Source organism: Rhodococcus sp. CH91 (assembly GCF_022554085.1).
In the GTDB taxonomy this organism is placed as follows: domain Bacteria; phylum Actinomycetota; class Actinomycetes; order Mycobacteriales; family Mycobacteriaceae; genus Rhodococcus.
Window position 1 is genome coordinate 63,035 of sequence record NZ_JAKFYR010000012.1, and the last position, 17,781, is coordinate 80,815.

Here is a 17,781-nt window from a genome sequence, read left to right on the forward strand (position 1 = left end):
GTGCGACTGTTCCTGTCCTCCTACAGGTTCGTTGGCGAACCCGAGGTGTTCGCCCGGCTGGTGCGGAAGCCCGGCCGGATCGCGGTGATCGCGAACGCCGCGGACGCGTGGCCTGCCACGGCTCGCGCGGCAGCGGTCACGAGCGAACTGGGACCGCTCCGGTCGCTCGGGTTCTCCCCGGAGGAGGTGGATCTGCGGACACATCTCGACGACCCCGGCTCGCTGCGGGCGCGCCTCGACGGGTTCGGCGCGGTGTGGGTCCGAGGCGGCAACACCTTCGTGTTGCGAGCACAGCTCGCGCGCAGCGGCGCCGACGCGGTGCTGACCGAGCTGGTACGCGAGGACCGGCTGGTCTACGGCGGGTACAGCGCGGGCGCATGTGTCGTGACGCCGTCGCTGCGCGGACTCGAATTCTCCGACGACCCGGGAGAAGTCGACACCGCCTGCGGCACATCGGCTCTCTGGGACGGACTCGGATGGATCGACCACGCGATCGTTCCCCACGCCGGAGGGTCGGTGCTCGCCGACGACGGGGTGATCGAGAGCCTGCGCTATCTGCGCGAGCACGGCATCGCGCACGTGGCGTTGACCGACGACGACGTACTCGTCGTCGACACCGCGCAGGGCGGCGCCCCGGGTACGGTGAATCCATGACGCAGAACACCGACAGCACCGAGACCCGCCTCGAGCACGAGACCGGAAAGTCGCGCTTCGCCCTCTATCTCGGCGACGATCTCGCGGCCTACGCGGACTACACGCAGCGCGGAGAACTGCGCGACTTCGACCACACCGTCACCGACCCGCAGTTCCGCGGACGAGGGCTCGCCGGAGTCGTCGTGCAGTACGCGCTCGACGAGACCCGCAAGGAAGGTCTGAAGATCGGCACGTCGTGCTGGTACGTCGAGAAGTACGTCGCGGAGCACCCGGAATACCGCAACTGACCTGCCGCACCCCGCACCGGCGTGCTCAGTTGAAACCCATCACGTCGGTACCCCAGACCCGGCGCATCTCCCCTTCGGGATCGGGCACGACGGTGTCGGTGGAGTCGATCAGGAGGGTCGACCGCTCCTCCGGCTCGTATCGAGGCCAGTGCTTCGACCCGTCCAGCGCCGCGGGTACGCCGTGATGGGCGAACGCCACCCATCGTCGCTGCACGCGCCCGGACACCTCTCCGGCCACCTTGCGGCCCCCGAGCCAGAAGGTCGGATCTCGGCCGAGGGTCCCGAAATTGCCGAAGACGTAAGGTAGTTCGGTCGCGTGCCCGGCACCGATCCGGGCTGTCTTGAGCATGGGCGTCGCATGGTCGAAGCGATACACCCAGGTGGGCGAGTGCGCGCTGTGTGCTTCGGCGACCCACAGCACCGGCATCCGGAAACCCGCATCACGGGAGAGGGCCATCGCGCCGATCGGCTTGGGCAGATCCGGATAGGCGGCGACGATCTCGGCGATGCGTGCGGGATCGAGATCGGGGCGATCTTCGGCCAGTGCTGCGAACATCCCCTGCACCGCGGTGTCGTCGACGGGCATCAGTGGGGACTTCATGAAGCGGAAGATCGAGGGCTCGTCCTTGTTCGAACCGATGATCAGCGGGATCCGGTGCGACAAGCCCTTCTGGAACGCCGCGACGGGATACTTCGGCACCAGGTCACGGTCGACGACCGGCGTCATGGACAGTGTGCCGGGCACCTTGGTGGGCGTCTCGGCGACGAGCACCTCCGAGGCCTCGATGAGCCTGTCGACCGGCATCGACAGCAGGTCCGCGACGCGGGATCGCGGCAGATCCAGGATCTCGAGGAAGCGCTCGGCGACCTTCGCGGCACGTTCGCGGCCGTACACCGAGGTCGCGGGAGGCGATTGGGCGACGGCCCGGTGGAACAGGCCTTCGGCCTTGGGGACGGTCATCAGTGTCGTGATCGATCCACCACCGGACGATTCTCCGAAGACCGTCACGCAGTCCGGATCGCCGCCGAAGTCGGCGATGCAGTCGCGAACCCATTCGAGAGCGGTGATCTGATCCCGCAGACCGACATTGGACTCGAAGACGGCCTCGGACGTGGAGAACGACGACAGATCGAGGAAACCGAGCGCGCCGAGCCGGTAGTTGATCGTCACGACCACGACATCGCCGTTCTCGCTGAGTATCCGGCCGTCGTAGATCTTCTGGCCGGAATAGCCGAGCACGTAGGCGCCGCCGTGTATCCACACCATCACCGGGCGCCGGCGTCCGTCCGGTGGAGGAGCCCAGATGTTGAGCGAGAGACAGTCCTCACCCACCGTCATCTCGGGCTCTATACCTATCGGGCTGTTCCGGCTCTGCGGTGCTATCGGACCGAACCGCGCACCGTCGAGGACTCCCTCCCAGGGCTCGGGCGGCAGAGCGGAACGAAAACGTCGAGGACCGGTCGGAGCTGCGTACGGGATGCCTTTCCAGGCGTAGACCTCGCCGTCGCGGTATCCGCGGACATCGCCGTACTTACAGGCGATGGTGAGCGTGTCGCTGTCCACGTGACCTCCCACGGGGCTCGCCACTGCGGCGCAGTATCGATCTCTTCGCTCGCCAACCTACCAACGATCGGCGACCGTCCGGCGAACTCGTCAGCCGGCGGCGGAGAGCGGTTCGGGCGCCACACAGTCCATCAGGTCGGCCACGAGGGCGTCGACCACGTCACGCAGATCGCCGCGCGCCGTGTCCGCCAATGCAGGGAAGACCGTCGCGAGCGCAATCGGCACCAGTGAGGCCTGGCCGAGCAGGACTCCCATGGCGGCGTCGAGTGCCACTACTTCGCGGTGCAATCGGGCGTAGGTCGTGGCGTCCGCACCGTGCGTCACGGCGATCCGATGGGGTTCACATTCCGCGGCCGCCGCCACCAACCGGGGCAGATCTCCGGCCGTGAGCTCGTCGGCACTCGATCCTGCAACGTCGAAATTACGCAACATCCCGCCTTTGCTCGCTTCCCCCGGAACGGCACCGGACCGCGCCGTACGTCGAAACATACAGTCAGTGTGGCCCGAAAAGTACGGAATGTGTAGATGGTCCGGAAAACTTTTTGCACTGCTGGTACCTGACAGAAGGTACTACTTCGAGGCCGGGTGTCCACCCGGAATGATCACCTCGAGAGGAGAGCCACACGACGCGCTCGAGACGCCCACGCGACCGGGACGAACCGGCGTATCCTCGTAAATCCGAGTCCGTGCAGCCACCCCGACCCGGGCCTGACCACGACTCGGCACAGACCGAGGAGGTGCCGGTCGTGAGTATCGCCCGCACCGAGTTGCCCCCTTCCCCCGCGCCGGCCGTGCCGACTCGCGAGTTCGCAGGAGTCAGTAGACAGTCCCGTGCCCTGTCCCTCTCCGTGCGCCGTACGATCCGTCCTTTCATCGAGGCGTGGTCCTACGCACCCACACTTCCCTGGCCTGCCGCCCTGGTCGACCGCGCGGCGTTCCCACTCGTCCCGGTGGCCGGCACCCACCGCCATCGGGTCGATCTCCCCGCATGCCGCGCGGAGTTCCTGTGGGCGCCCGGTGCGGCGCCTCCCTCCACCTCGGGTGGCCTGCGCCGGATCGCCGTCCTGTACCTGCACGGCGGAGCATTTCTGTGCTGCGGCCTCGCCACCCATCGGCAGCTGGTCTCCCGCGTGTCCGCCGCGACCGGCGCACCGGTTCTGGCGGTCGACTACCGCATGCTGCCGCGGCATCCGATCCGGCGGGCGGTGGAGGACGGACTCGACGGGCTGCGATGGCTGACGACACACGGTTACCCGGCCGAGCGCGTGGTGATCGCCGGAGACTCGGCGGGAGGATTCCTCACCTTCGCCGTCGCCCACGAAGCGGTCCGCCGCGGTCTCGGGCGCCCCGCGGGCACCGTCGCACTGTCGCCGTTGACCGAGATCGACCCCGGCCACAAACTCGAGCACCCCAATTCGCACCGATGTGCCCTGTTCCCCCGCCGTGCCGTACGCGTGCTGCCGGCCCTCGTCGAGCGCGCCGAACGCCTCGGCGGCCGGCGCTGTGGTCCTGTCGTCTCCCCCGTCGATCTCGACCTGGCGGACATGCCCCCGGCGCTGATCCAGGCCGGCTCCGAGGAGATGACGTACGTCGACGCCGAGTTGATGGCCCGCCGTCTCCACCTGGCCGGCGTCCCGACCGAACTGCAGGTGTGGGAGAAGCAGGTGCACGTCTTCCAGGCCGCGGCGGGGGTCGTCCCGGAAGGCCGCCGTGCGCTCGACGAGATCGGTCGTTTCGTCCGGGCTCTGCGCTGACTCCGCCGCGCGGCGCGGACTCACCGCTCGGGGACCTGCGCGGGCGTGGGCCTGTCGGTGCCGGCGACTAGTCTTCTTCTCGGCTCGACCGGCACAGAGAAGGGGGTCCGATCATGGCCGAGGTGCAGAACCGGTTCGACCAGGACGTCGACACGGCCTGGCGTGGATTCCGCACGCGCCTGGCCGACCACGTCGCAGCGATGAGCAACGGCGACGGACTGGTCCTCGAACCGCATACCGACGAAGCCGGTGGCCCCGCCGGGCCGTGCGTGCAGTTCTACGCGTGGGGTGAGGACCTGGTCCGGTGCGAGGTCCCCTCCAACGCCCACCTCGCCCCCGACCGGCACCTCACCGAGGTCGACGAAGCGATGTTGCTCGAACTCGGCTTGCAGGCGCCCTCCCGCGGCCCCGACGACCCCGAGGACGGCGGATCGCCGGCCTTCTGGATCGATCGGCCCGGAAGCTGGGCGGATCAGCTCGCGGAGATCGCGGTGCGGGCGCTGCGCTCGGTGTGGGGTGTCCCCCACCCCCTCTTCCTGCGTGCCGAGACGTTCGGAACCGATCGTCCCGTCGCCGACCTCGTCTCCTTCCCCGCGCCGCCGCTTCCCGGGGAAGCCCGCTCACGCGGCACGAGCGCTCCTCTCGCGGTCGTACCTGCCGGAGACGATCACATCCGCGAACTCATCGAGTCCACGCTGCACGAACGCATCGACGAGGTCCCGGCCTGGGACGAGGACGGCGATCTCGTCCTGCGTATCGCCGGGGTGCTGGTCTTCGTCGGAGTCGGGCCCGGGGGCGGCACCGTCGACCTGTTCGCCCCGATCGTCCACTCGATCACCGGCCGCACCCGCGCGGCCGAGATCTGTGTCGATCTCAACCGCCGGTGGCCGCACCTGAAGTTCGTGCTGATCGACGACCGGCTCGCGATCGTGGATCACGTCCCCGCCTCGCCGTTCGCCCCGGCTCATCTGCTCGGCGCGATCGACACGATCACGCAGTTCCTCGAGTCGCTCGACGGTTCGTTCGCAGCGCATCTCGGTGGCTCACTGTTGTGCGATCACGGTTTCGGCAGCGGCGAGGGATCCCCCGAGTCCTCGTCCGAGCCGCCCTGGGCGGCGGACGTGTCGCAGTTGCCCGATGCCGAGGAGGATCTGCCCATCGCGTTGCTCGCGGTGCGCGATTTCCACCTCGACGGACAGTCCGACGTGGCGGCAAGCACCGTCGCGGCCATCGGCGACCGGAATGCAGAACAGCTGCGTCGCTTCCTGACCATCAGTACCGAACTGCAGGTGTGGTGGGACGGCGAGTCCCGAACCCGCGCGAAGGCCCTCGACACGAACGGCGCCCAGGAAGCGCGTGCGCGGGCTCTCGAGTGGGAACTGACGAGCCGTTCGCTCTCCGAGGCGCTCGACTTCCTCGAACAGGTCGACAACTCCGGGTCCTCCGCCTCGTCGCACGCGGCCGGATCGACTGCGTCGAAGTCGGGGCGCGAGGCCGCACCGGAACAGCCGGCCCTGTTCGACAATCCCGACGAACCGACCCTGTTCGACGGTTTCGGCGACTACAACTGAGCGACCGCGCGTCGCAGCGCCTCGACGGCGGCCGGGTCGAAGCCGACGAGTACCGCGGTTTCCACCGAGGTCCCCGTCTCCCGGATCGTGGAGACCGCGTGTTTCGCGGCGTCGTCGAGCGGCCAGCCGTAGATTCCGGCCGAGATCAGTGGGAAGGACACCGTCCGGACACCGAGTTCCTGCGCCGTGAGCATGCTGTTGCGGTACGCCGAGCGCAACACCCGCGAACGGTCCTCGCGCGGCGAGAAGACGGGGCCGACGGTGTGGATCACCCAGCGTGCCGGCAGCCTGCCCGCGGTGGTCGCCACAGCGTGCCCCGGTTCGAGTCCCTCGGGTAACGAGGTCGACCTGAGTTCCCGGCAGGCTGCGAGGATCTCCGGACCGCCGGCCCGGTGGATCGCACCGTCCACACCGCCACCTCCGAGCAGCGAGGAGTTCGCGGCGTTGACGATCGCATCCACCGCGATGGTGGTGATGTCGCCGTGCGCGATATCGAGAACGGTCACCTCTCGACCATATGTTCCGCTCCCTGCCCCCGAGTCGATTTGCTGGCATGATTCAGGACCGTGACGTCCACGGCGAAACTGCGCGAACTGGCCGGAAGGCACGGGGTCTCCCCCACATACACAGGATGGGACGGACTCGAACACGAGGTTTCGGAGGAAACACTCCGGCGGGTGCTCGCCGCGCTCGACGTCCCGGCCGGGAACGCCGAGGACGTCGACGCCTCGCTCGCCGAGTTCGCTCTCCGTCCGTGGCGCAGCATGCTGCCACCCTCGCTCGTGGTCGTCGACGGAGACGAGCAGACGTTTCCGGTGCACGTCCCGCACGGCGATCCGGTGTCGGTGTGGGTGGTGACCGAGGACGGTGACGAGGTCGACGTCGAACAGCTGAACGTGTGGGTCGATCCGTGGCCGGTCGACGGCCGGCTCGTGGGGCGCGCGACTTTCGCCGTACCGCGCCTACCGCTCGGCTGGCACGTGCTGCACGCACGCAGCAACGACGTCGAGGCCACCGCCGGGCTGGTCGTGACGCCCCGCCGGTTGTCCACCGCCGACAGGTTGCTCGGCAAGCAGCGATGGGGTCTTGCGGCCCAGGTGTATTCAGTTCGCTCCCGCAGATCCTGGGGCACAGGCGATTTCGCCGATCTGGCCGACCTCGCCGCCGTCACCGCAGGTTACGGCGGCGACTTCGTGCTGATCAATCCCGTACATGCGGCGGAACCGGTACCGCCGCACGAACCGTCGCCCTATCTCCCCTCCTCACGCCGTTTCGTCGATCCGCTCTACCTGCGGATCGAGGACATCCCGGAGGTCGCATATCTGCCGAGGAAGCACCGCAAGCTCCTCTACGAGTACGCCGAGAGCTTCGCGAAGGCGAACCGGAAAGCGCGCCGCCTCGACCGGGACTCGAGCTTCCGCGCGAAGCTCGACATCCTCGAACACATCCACCGCGTGCCCCTCGGTCCCGCACGACGAGCACGCTACGCCGCGTTCTGCGCCGAGGGTGGGCAGGCGCTGGACGACTTCGCCCTGTGGTGCGCGCTGTACGAGAAGTTCGGCGACCGCCTCGACCGGTGGGAGTCGCGCGCCCCCGGCCCGGACGATCCGAAGACGGACCGGTTACGCGAGCAACTGGCGTCCCGCATCGATTTCCACCGGTGGCTGCAGTGGCTCTGCGACGAGCAACTCGCGGCCGTGCAGACCGCCGCTCTCGCCGCCGGGTCCGACATCGGCATCGTGCACGATCTCGCGGTGGGCGTCGGACCGCACGGCGCCGACGCGTGGACCCTGGGCGACGCACTCGCCACCGGCGTCACGGTGGGTGCTCCGCCGGACGATTTCAACCGCAACGGCCAGAACTGGAACCAGCCACCGTGGCGCCCCGACCGACTCGCCGAATTGGGGTACATCCCCTATCGCGACGTGGTGCGGTCGGCGCTGCGTCATGCGGGTGGTGTCCGAGCCGACCACATCCTGGGGCTGTTCCGCACGTGGTGGGTGCCGGAGGGGATGTCCCCGGCGGACGGCGCGTACGTCCGCAGCGACCACGAGGCACTCGTCGGCATCCTGGCACTCGAGGCGCATCGCGCCGGTGCCGTGGTCGTCGGGGAGGATCTCGGGGTGTTCGAGCAGTGGGTGCAGAAGTATCTCGCCGACCGGGGGATCGCGGGAACCTCGATCCTGTGGTTCGAACGGGACGAGAACGGCCCGCGTGCACCGGAGACCTATCGTTCCCTGTGCCTGACGTCGGTCACCACGCACGACCTCCCGCCCACCGCAGGCTATCTCGCGGGTGATCACGTCCGTCTGCGTTCGGAACTCGGTTTGCTCGAGCGGGATCTCGATGCCGAACTCGATGCCGCAGCAGCCGAACGGGATTCGGTCCTCGCACTGGCCCGCGAACGCGGCCTGCTCGGAGAAGGCGAGACGGACGTCGAGCGACAGGTGGAGGCACTGCACCGCCTGGTCGCCGCGAGTCCTTCCGCGCTTCTGGGCGTTTCCCTGGTCGACGTGACGGGTGAGCGTCGCAGCCAGAACCAGCCGGGCACCGTCGACGAGTACCCCAACTGGCGGGTTCCTCTCGCCGATGCGCACGGCAAGGCCGTCCTGATCGACGACCTCGTCGACCACCCCGGATTCGCGGCGCTCGCCCGCGCGGTGTCCGGGGAGACCCCACCGGAGAACTGACGCCGCGACCGCCGGCCCGATGCCCGGGCCGGCGGTCGCGGATGGTCCTCGCGCTACGGCGTCACTTGCGGTACAGCGCTTCGATCTCGTGCGCGAAACGTTCGGTGACGATGTTGCGCTTGATCTTCAGCGTCGGGGTCAGTTCCCCGGTCTCCTCGGTCAGATCGCGCTCGAGGATGACGAACTTCTTGATCGCCTCGGTGTGGGAGACGAGCTTGTTGGCGTCGTCCACGATCGACTGCACAGCGTCGCGCAGGGTCGGGTCGTGGCGCAGTTCCGCGATCGTCGCCGCGGGCGGCTTGCCGTTCTCGGCCTTCCAGTTCTCGAAGACGTCCGGGTCGACCGTCACGAGAGCGGTCACGAAGCTGCGTCCGTCACCGATGACCACGGCCTGGGAGACGAGGGTGTGCGACCGCATGCGGTCCTCGATCGGCCCGGGCGAGACGTTCTTGCCGCCCGCGGTGATGATGAGGTCCTTCTTGCGTCCGGTGATGGTCAGATAACCGTCCTCGTCCAGGGAACCGAGATCGCCGGTGCGGAACCACCCGTCGTCGAACACCTTCGCGGTGGCCTCCTCGTTCCGCCAGTAGCCGCCGAAGACGACCTGTCCGCGCAGTTCGATCTCACCGTCCTCCGCGATCCTGACGGAGTTGCCTCCCATGGGCCGGCCGACGGTTCCGATCTTCTGTGCACCCGGCGCGTTCACGCTGTGCGCGGCAGTGGTCTCGGTCAGGCCGTAGCCTTCGTAGATCGGTACGCCGACCCCGCGGAAGAAGTGGCCCAGGCGCGGGCTCAGAGCACCGCCCCCGGAGATCGCGTACCAGCACTCGTCCCCCATCGCCGCACGCAGCTTGGAGTAGACCAGCCGATCGGCGAGATTCCGCTTGATCTTGAGGACGGGTGAGGGACCGCCGTGATCGAGGGACTCGCTGTAGGCGACCGCCGTGTTCTCCGCGAACCGGAAGACCGCCGCCTTGAATGCTCCGCCGGCCGATGCCTTCGCCGCGGCCGCATCACGCACCTTCTCGAAGACGCGGGGCACGCCGAGGATGATGTTGGGCGAGTACCGGGCGAACTGGGCGGAAACGGTCGAGAAGTCCGACCAGTGCGCCTGCGCTGCACCGGCTTCGAACAGTGCAAGCGAGACCGCGCGGGCCAGCACGTGGGCGAGCGGCAGGAAGGTCAGGCCCCGGTTGCCCGGTTCGGCCACCACACCGACATCCGAGCAGAGGATCGAACGCACCTCGGCGAGGAAGTTGTGGTGGGTGAGCATGCATCCCTTGGGACGACCCGTGGTCCCCGAGGTGTAGACGAGCGAGGCCAGGTCGGCGGACCGGATCCGGGACAGGCGCAGATCGACCTCGGTGTCGTCGACCGCGGCCCCCTCGGCCGAGAGAGTGTTCACGGCTCCGCCCTCGATCTGCAGGATCCGCCTCAGAGTGGGGGGCATGTCCACGAACAGTGCTTCGTGTCGGGAAGTCTCGACGACGGCGAGGACGGCCTCGGAGTCCTGCAGGATCCAGCGGATCTGCTCGGTGGACGACGAGTCGTAGATCGGCACCGATACCGCGCCCGCCGCCCAGATCGCGTAGTCGAACAGGGACCACTCGTAGCGGGTGGCCGACAGCAGGGCGACGCGGTCGCCGGGCTCGACACCGTTGGCGATCAGGCCCTTCGCGACGGCACGGACCTGATCGGCGAACTGCTGTGCGGTGACCGCGACCCAGTCGTCACCGTGAGGCCGTGAGTACATGACCCGATGCGGAGTCTTCTCCGCATGGGTGAACACCGTATGGACGACCGATTCGTCGTCACCGATGGTGAACGGGGCCGGTGTCGAGTACTCACGCACTGCAATCTCCATCGTTCTGGTCGGGAGTCCGGTCATCGGAGTAGACGCCTGTACGGAAGCGGCGCAGAAGATGCACGAAACGGTCGAGATCGTCCTGATCCCACCTGTCGATCCCGGACCGCACGTCGTCGAGGCGACGCATGACCGCACCTTCGAGAACCGCCGCTCCGTGGTCGGTGAGCCGGAGCGGGTGACCGGCACGAGCCGGGCCGGATTCCGCCTCGACCCAGCCCGCGTCGACAGCGTGGCGCAACTGGCGCGACACGGTCGAGCGGTGGACCCCGAAGACCTCGGATATATCGGTGGCTCGGCAGCCCGGATTGCGGGAGATGAACCCGAGAAGCGAGTGCTGGACGAGCGAGAGACCGCTGTCCTGCGCTCGGGCCCCGGACGTCAGGAAGCGTACGAGGAGTACGAACTCCTCGTAGACGCGGGCAACGCCGTCCGCGGACTGCCGATTGTGTTGCACGAGGCAACTATAAACCCGAGTGAAGAAGGACATGAATCTGCGCGGCCCTGCGGGAGCGGTGGAACTCGCGCACCCCGGCCCGCGTCCGCACGGCTAGCCTGTCTGTCCGTAGGACGACGGCACTCGGCGAAGGGGACGGATGGGCGAACACACCGGTCGCGACCTGTTCCGTTATCTCGTCGCCGAGGAATCGGACGACTACCTCGCCGTCATGGATTGCTTCACCGATGCCCTGCTCACCGACCTGTCCGCCGCCGATATCGCAGCTCTGTGTACCGCGCGGGACGCGCAGGCAGGTACCGCGCGGGACGTGCTGCTCGACGTGTCCGTCGTAGAGACACGCTGTCGCCGCTTGGCCGGCTGGGGCAATCTCGCCCGCGTCGGGGGCGGGGAGTCGCGGAGCGACCTCGCGGCCCCCGCGCGGTATCGGGCGACACCCGCCGGGCTGCGGGTGCATCGGGAGAGCGTCAGGCTGCTCACCACCTCCGATGGGGTACGCGAGGTGGCCCGCGAGTCGCTCCGGTGCATCGCCGCCGAACTCGGTCGTCTCGGCGACCGGCTCGCCGTCACCGTCGCCCCGCTCGACCCGGACGACCTGGCCGAAGGCGTGACCACCCTCTTCACCCACCACCGTGCGTTCACCGACAGTGTCGACGACTTCTGTTCGCATCTGGCCGAGATCCTGGACGGGCTCGAACGCTCCGACAGCGGCGGCGACCATGCCGAGCTCGAGCGCGTGCTTCTCGACTACGTCGACGTCGTCGGCTCGGATGTCGCACGGTATGCCCCTCTCGTCGTCAGCCGACTCGGCCGGGTGGTGCCCCATCTCGACACGGTGCTCGCGGCCCTCCCCGAAAGCGGCCTGCGGGCCGCCGTACCGGTCCGCTCCCCCGGCCGCAGCCGCGACGACTGGGAAGAACTCGCACGGTGGTACGACGAGAACTCCGGTCCGCGGCGCATGCGCGAGACCGCAGCCACCGCATTGAACCGCCTGCTCGCACGAACCCGGCGGCTCGCCTCCGGAGCGCCGGCCTGCTCGCAGCGAGCGGACCTGCTCCGACTGGCGCGATGGTTCGCCGAATCCTCGGACGAGCAGGCTCACCGCCTGTTCACGGCGACATTCGGCGCTTACCCGAGCCGGCATCTGCTGCTCGGCCCCGAGGAAGCGGACCCGCGTATCGGTGCGGGCACCTCGTGGTGGCATGCCGATCCCGTGACCGTTCCCCTGTCCCTGCGCGAACGCGGCGACCGTTCGTCCCGGGGCCGGGTCGCCCGCCTCCCCGATTCCGGACCCGACCGCGCCCGGGCGGAGGAGCTCGCCCGGCACGAATCGCGCCGACGTGCGGACGCCGTCGCCGAATTGTGCGCGGCAGGTGAGCTGAACGGCGCACACCTGTCGGAAGGTGCACGTGACGTGCTGCTCGACGTCCTCGCGACCGCTTTGGCCGGCTACCGCAGCACCGACGGGCCGCTGCAGATGCACGATCCCGATCTGGGATTGTCGCTGACGGCCGAACCGGGTCGGGACACCCTGGTCCACTGCCCCGACGGGGATCTCACCGTGCACGCGTTCGTGGTGCGTGCCTCGGCGACGACGTCACCCGAGCACGGCGTCGTAGTCCCGTGAGCACATCACGGTCGGACACGACAGGGCAGGATCTCTCGGGCCGACGGGATGCGGCCCGGGCCCTGCTGCAGCAACCCATCGTCACCGCGACCGCCGACCGTGAGACGTTCGATCTCGTGCGACGCCATGCGGCGCCGCTGAAGTCGATGTTCGCGGAGCGGCTCGGATACCGGCTCGTCGTGGAGTCCACCTTCGCCCGCCTTCTCAAGGCACCGCTCGACTCTGCGGCGCCCCACCGGGGCGTCCGCCATCCCGACGGCACCGAGTTCGGCGCCACCACCTACACCTGTCTCGCGCTCGCCTGCGCGGCACTGCTCGAACCGCGCGCCGGCAGGCGGGTGTCCGTTCCCGGCCTGCTCGCTCAGGTCCGCGCGGACGCGCGCGAACACGGGATCGAATTCGCCGGGGACGTCTCGATCGAGCGAGGTTTCGCTGCCGCACTGCGGCTCCTCGAGGACTGGGGCGTCGTCACCGAATCGGATCCCGGACCGGACGAGGACGTCGCCGGCGGGGCCCGCCTCGACGTGAACCGCGACCTGCTGCCTCATCTGCTCGCCACGGCCGTGCACGAGACGGCCGACTCCGCCGCGGTACTCGCGCGTGCCGAGCAGGCACCCGCTGCCCGTCGCCTGTATCGGCGACTCGTCGAGGATCCGTTCGTCGCACGAGACGAGATGGACGAGGAGATGGCGGACGTACTCGCCCGCGACCGGCACGAACTGTCGCGGAGGCTGGAGGACGATTTCGGTCTCGTCCTCGAGGTACGTGCCGAAGGGGCTCTCGCCTACGACCCGGCCGGCATGCTCACCGACGACGCTTTCCCGGGGCCCGGCACCGCGAAGCAGGCCTGCCTGCTTCTCGTCTCCGAACTCACCGAACGGTTCGGACACGACGCGGGGACCACCCTGCACATCGACGGGCGGACCCTGGACGCAGTGCTCGCCGAGCTCGTCGCTGCCCGGTCCCGCACGTGGAAGGGCACGTACGTGCGGGACCTCGCGTTGCTGCGCCGGGACGTCGTAGCCTTGCTCACCCGTCTCGGACTCGCGCGCCCGCACGAGAACGGACTCGTACTGACGGCCCCCGCCGCCCGATATCGCCCTGTTCCTGCCGAAAGTCACCCCCGATGACCCCCCTTCCCGATGTACCGGCTTCCGACCACCCTGCCCTCCGGTATCCCGATCGGTGGCGACTTCGCCGCGCCGGGATCGTGAACGTCTGGCACTACCTCGACGTCGAGTTCGTCCTGTCGGCCGGGCGCATGATCCTGCGTGGCACCAACGGCTCGGGGAAGTCCCGGGCGCTGGAGATGTTGCTGCCCTTCCTCCTCGACGGTGACCGCAGGCGAATGGATGCGACGGGGGCGGCGAAGGTCGATCTCGACGACCTCATGCGCACCGGAGATGCGGGAGGGACCGATCGCGTCGGATATCTGTGGATCGAACTGTCACGACCGAGTGGTCTGCTGACCGTCGGGGCCCGCATCCGGTACAGCGCCGAGGCGCATCGCAGCGAAGTGCACTTCTTCACCACGCCCCTTCGCGTCGGTAGCGATCTCCGACTCGTCGACGACGGCCGTGTGCCACTCTCGCGCGAGGAACTCGCGGCGCTGGTGGGAGCGGACAATCTCACGCGCGACCCGGAGCAACACCGCGAAACCGTCCGGCGTCTGGTCTTCGGCCTGCCCGGCGAGACCGGGCGTGAACGCTACGACGGTCTGCTGCAACTGCTGCACACCCTGCGCTCACCCGATGTCGGCAACCGCATCGACGAGGGCCGCCTGCCGCAGATCCTGTCCGACGCCCTGCCCCCGCTGGCCGAGAACATGCTCGCCGAAGCGGGCGGTCGCCTCGACCTGCTCGGCGAGACCCGGCAGGAGCAGGCCCGGCTCGAGTCCGCGCACGCCCAGGTGCGGCGCTTCCACGAGGTCTACCGGCAGTACGCCGCGGATCTGTTGCGTTCCGACGCCGAGGGTGCGGTGGACGCGGCGAACCGGGTCACCGAAACCCGTCGCGCGCTGGCCACCGCGGAGTCCGATGCGGCCGATCTCGACGCCCAGGTCGTCGCCGCCGACACGCGCCTGCAGGAACGCCGCGACCAGGTCGCCGAACTCGACCGCGCCATCCGCGGCCTCGAAACCCACGAGTTGTTCCGTTCGGCAGACGATCTCGCGCAACGGCAGCTCGCCCTCGACGCGCTCGGCCACGCCGCCGAACACGCCGCGCTCGCCGCAGAGCGGGCCCGGCGGCAGGAGCGTCTCGACGCAGACCACGCGGCCCGCTGCGTCGACGATCTCACCTCTGCGGTGACGCAGGCCGCGTGGCGACTCGGAGCGGCAGGTCGCGAACTCGTGGCGGCCGGCCTTCCCCACGACACGGTCCCAGCGGCAGTGCGTGTCGAGATCGACTGTCCGACGCCGGTACTCGAACCCGTGAGATTCGGCCTGCACAACGCTCCCGAGCAACTCGCACGGCCGGTGGTCGCGAGGGTGTCTCTCGATTCCGAGAACGTCGAGGACGCGCGAGAGACCGCCCTGCGCGCCGTCGAGGCGGCGCGCCGCCGACGGGAACAGGTGGGCCGGCGACTTCTCGAAGCCCGTCGTCTCGGTGCGACCGCCCATACGGTCCGCGAGGCCGAGGAGGCCGCCGGCCACGCGGCGCGCGACGCCGAACACAGTGCCGTCGAGGCTGCCGAGGCGGATGCCGAAGTCGGTGCGGCCGCAGCCGGCCTGCAACACCGGTGGCGCGAGTGGATCACCGCCGACCGCACCGCGGCCCTGCTGCCTGAACTCGACCGGGATCGAGTGGCTCTGATGCGCCGGCTGTCCTCGCATCTCGACACGCTGATCGAGACCCCCTCGGAAGAGTCCGACATCGATCCTGCTCTCGCCGAACTGGATTCACTGGCCGGTGCGGCCGCCCGAGCGGCTCTGGCCGAGCTCGAGCGGCCGTCGGCGGAACGCCGAGGACGGGAACAGGAACTCCGGGCGGCGCGGGAGGCCCTCGTGCGCGAACAGGTCGCGCTCGACGCCGACACCGACGGGCCCGAGCAGGCACCCTGGCACCTGCGCACCGACGGTGTTCCCCTGTGGCAGGCGGTCGACTTCGTCGACACGCTCGGCGACGACGACCGCGCGGGCATCGAGGCCGCCCTGCTCGCCGCCGGCTTCCTCACCGCGACGGTCGACGGCGAAGGCCGGCTGCGCGCGCTCGCAGGCCAGGTGCTCGTATCCCCGCGCGGCGAGCCGCCGGCGCAGCCCCTGTCGACCGTCCTGCGGCCCGAACCCGACGCCGGTGTACCCCTCTCGGCGATCAATGCGGTACTGAACACGATCGGGTTCGAGGACGCCGCCGCCGTGGCATCGGTCTCGCGCGACGGACGATGGCACAACGGCGTCCTGCGTGGACGGCACACCGCCGAAACCGCTCGCCGCATCGGAAGAGCCGCACGTGAAGTCGCCACCGCGTCCCGGCGGGTGCGCCTCGACGAGATCCGGGCGGAACTCACCCGTATCGATCTCGCGGTGGAACAGCTCCGCGTCGATTTCCCCGACGCCGCACATCGGCGCACCGAGATCGAGGCACACCTCGCGACCGCGCCGGCATCCCACGCCCTCCGCAGCGCTCTCGAACGCCGTCGCGAGGCGTACGCACGGATGCGCTCCACTGCCGATGTCGCGATCGAACTCCGCGAACGCGCGATGACGGTACGTGCCCGCTGGACCGCCGATCTCGATACTCATCGTGCGACCTGTGCCCATTTCGCAGTGCCGGGCGACGTCCCGGAACTCGAGGCGCTCGATACGGCGTGCAGCTCGGCCGAGGCGACGTGCATCGAGCTGGCTCGCGATCTCGGGGACGTACTCGCCGCGTATTCCCGTGTCACGGCGGCGGCCGAACGGTGTGCGCAGGCCACGGTGACGAGGCTCGAGGCGGAGGAAGCCGCGGAGTCGTGCCGGTACGAATGGCACGCCAGAGCTTCGGTCGTGGCGGCGCAGACCCAGGCCTCGGACGTCGACGTCCGGGATCTCGCACAGGAGATACGCCACTCCGAGGCCGAGCGTGCCCGTGCCGACGAGCAGTGCCGGCGCACGGTGGCGCACCGGGAGCAGCTCGGCCGTGCCGCCGCCGAGGTGCTCCAGCGATGCGCGGCGGCACGGGAACGTCTCGACCGCGATCGTCGCGAGCTGATCACTGCCGCGGAACGACTTGCCGCGCACCTGCAGCTGCCCGAACTGCACACCGCCTTCGAGGAGCCGGATCAGGGCTCGGCTCCCCGGGGTCCGGTTCATCTCGGCGATCCCGACCACGTGCTGCAGGCGGCGCAGAACGTGCTGGCCACCTTGCTGCCCCGCACGGAGACGGACGACAATGCGATGCTCGCCGCGCTGCAACGATTCGACCGCGAGATCGCCGGCCGGTTCGACGTCGAACACACCGTGACCCACGGCGCCCATCTCGTGCGGATCGCCGGCATGGGCGATGCCCGCACTCCCGCAGGCGTGCTCGACGCACTCACCCGGCAGGTCGAGGACGGCCGTCGTGCCCTGTCCCAGCGGGAGCACGACGTGTTCACAGGATTCGTGCTCGGCGGGGTGGCCGACGAACTGCGTCGACGCATCGGTCAGGCGCAGCGGTTGATCACGGCGATGAACGACAGCCTCGCCGACAGCCGCACGACGCACGGGATCGGCGTGCGGATCACCTGGCGCACCAGGCGCGAGGATGCCGACGCGGCTCGGCTGACGCAGCTGCTCACCGCCTCCGAACGTTCCGCCGAGGAGGCCACCGAGTTGGTGGAGGCGCTGCGCGAACGAGTGGACGCCGCCTACGCGGCCGACCCGTCGGCCGGATACGCGCTGCACCTGTCCCAGGCGCTCGACTATCGGCGCTGGCATTCCGTGGAGGTGACGATCCTCGGCCCCGAGCCCGACCGGGAACGCCGGATATCCGCGCGCGCGAAGATCTCTCAGGGCGAGACCCGATTCGTGTCGTACGTCTCGCTGTTCGCGGCGGCCGACGGCTACCTCTCGGGCCTTCCCGACACCGGCACCGCGCTGCGTCTCGTGCTGCTCGACGACGCGTTCGCAAAGATCGACGACCCGACGATCGGCGAACTGATGGGCCTGCTCGTCCGGCAGGACATCGATTTCGTCCTGACGGGACACGCATTGTGGGGCTGCGTGCCCGAGGTTCCCGAACTCGACGTCTACGAGGTCCGCCGACTCGGTGACGGCGCGGCCGTGACGACTCGCGTGCACTGGGACGGGCGCGTGCGCCGGTTACGGCCGCGCGTCGACTCGCAGACATGAGA

At 69.3% G+C, this 17,781-nt stretch carries 13 protein-coding genes; 8 read left to right on the forward strand and 5 right to left on the reverse strand.

The annotated features are described in order from the left end of the window. Both MOM01_RS19930 and MOM01_RS19935 read left to right on the forward strand, forming a co-directional pair. Positions 1–654 (forward strand): Type 1 glutamine amidotransferase-like domain-containing protein, encoded by a 654-nt coding sequence (locus tag MOM01_RS19930; RefSeq protein WP_241387171.1) that lies wholly within the window; start codon positions 1–3, stop codon positions 652–654. After that, complete coding sequence (locus MOM01_RS19935) at positions 651–941, forward strand: GNAT family N-acetyltransferase (protein WP_241387172.1); 291 nt, start codon at positions 651–653, stop codon at positions 939–941. Before MOM01_RS19930 ends, MOM01_RS19935 begins: the two co-directional genes overlap by 4 nt. Positions 942–966: 25 nt before the next feature. Here the strand turns inward: MOM01_RS19935 and MOM01_RS19940 are convergent, their stop codons facing one another. Beyond that, entirely contained in the window at positions 967–2,505 is a 1,539-nt protein-coding gene (locus MOM01_RS19940) for a carboxylesterase/lipase family protein (protein ID WP_241387173.1), read from the reverse strand. 90 nt (positions 2,506–2,595) lie between these two features. Next, positions 2,596–2,994: a non-ribosomal peptide synthetase gene (locus MOM01_RS19945; RefSeq protein WP_241387174.1), complete on the reverse strand. Its 399-nt coding sequence runs from the start codon at positions 2,992–2,994 to the stop codon at positions 2,596–2,598. 257 nt (positions 2,995–3,251) lie between these two features. Here MOM01_RS19945 and MOM01_RS19950 point away from each other — a divergent pair, with 257 nt between their 5' ends. After that, the gene (locus MOM01_RS19950) at positions 3,252–4,259 is read left to right on the forward strand and encodes an alpha/beta hydrolase (protein ID WP_374112341.1); all 1,008 of its coding nucleotides are present in this window, start codon (positions 3,252–3,254) and stop codon (positions 4,257–4,259) included. A gap of 113 nt (positions 4,260–4,372) precedes the next feature. Next, entirely contained in the window at positions 4,373–5,830 is a 1,458-nt protein-coding gene (locus tag MOM01_RS19955; protein ID WP_241387176.1) for a T3SS (YopN, CesT) and YbjN peptide-binding chaperone 1, read from the forward strand. On the opposite strand, the gene MOM01_RS19960 is transcribed toward MOM01_RS19955, so the two are convergent. Beyond that, positions 5,821–6,336 (reverse strand): O-acetyl-ADP-ribose deacetylase, encoded by a 516-nt coding sequence (locus tag MOM01_RS19960; RefSeq protein WP_241387177.1) that lies wholly within the window; start codon positions 6,334–6,336, stop codon positions 5,821–5,823. The genes MOM01_RS19955 and MOM01_RS19960 overlap by 10 nt on opposite strands. Before the next feature lie 60 nt (positions 6,337–6,396). Here MOM01_RS19960 and malQ point away from each other — a divergent pair, with 60 nt between their 5' ends. Then, entirely contained in the window at positions 6,397–8,520 is a 2,124-nt protein-coding gene (gene malQ, locus MOM01_RS19965) for a 4-alpha-glucanotransferase (protein WP_241387178.1), read from the forward strand. A gap of 61 nt (positions 8,521–8,581) precedes the next feature. Here malQ and MOM01_RS19970 read toward each other — a convergent pair whose 3' ends face one another. Then, positions 8,582–10,372, reverse strand: coding sequence for an AMP-dependent synthetase/ligase (locus MOM01_RS19970; protein WP_241387179.1), 1,791 nt, complete (start codon positions 10,370–10,372; stop codon positions 8,582–8,584). After that, positions 10,365–10,841, reverse strand: coding sequence for a MarR family winged helix-turn-helix transcriptional regulator (locus MOM01_RS19975; RefSeq protein WP_241387180.1), 477 nt, complete (start codon positions 10,839–10,841; stop codon positions 10,365–10,367). Before MOM01_RS19975 ends, MOM01_RS19970 begins: the two co-directional genes overlap by 8 nt. Before the next feature lie 139 nt (positions 10,842–10,980). Here MOM01_RS19975 and MOM01_RS19980 point away from each other — a divergent pair, with 139 nt between their 5' ends. Genes MOM01_RS19980 through MOM01_RS19990 form a run of 3 tightly spaced genes read left to right on the forward strand, consistent with a single transcriptional unit; the run spans position 10,981 to position 17,779 of the window. Next, positions 10,981–12,468 (forward strand): DUF2397 domain-containing protein, encoded by a 1,488-nt coding sequence (locus MOM01_RS19980; protein ID WP_241387181.1) that lies wholly within the window; start codon positions 10,981–10,983, stop codon positions 12,466–12,468. Further along, complete coding sequence (locus tag MOM01_RS19985) at positions 12,465–13,598, forward strand: TIGR02678 family protein (protein ID WP_241387182.1); 1,134 nt, start codon at positions 12,465–12,467, stop codon at positions 13,596–13,598. Before MOM01_RS19980 ends, MOM01_RS19985 begins: the two co-directional genes overlap by 4 nt. Continuing rightward, complete coding sequence (locus tag MOM01_RS19990; RefSeq protein WP_241387183.1) at positions 13,595–17,779, forward strand: TIGR02680 family protein; 4,185 nt, start codon at positions 13,595–13,597, stop codon at positions 17,777–17,779. Before MOM01_RS19985 ends, MOM01_RS19990 begins: the two co-directional genes overlap by 4 nt. The last annotated feature ends 2 nt before the right edge of the window (positions 17,780–17,781 follow it).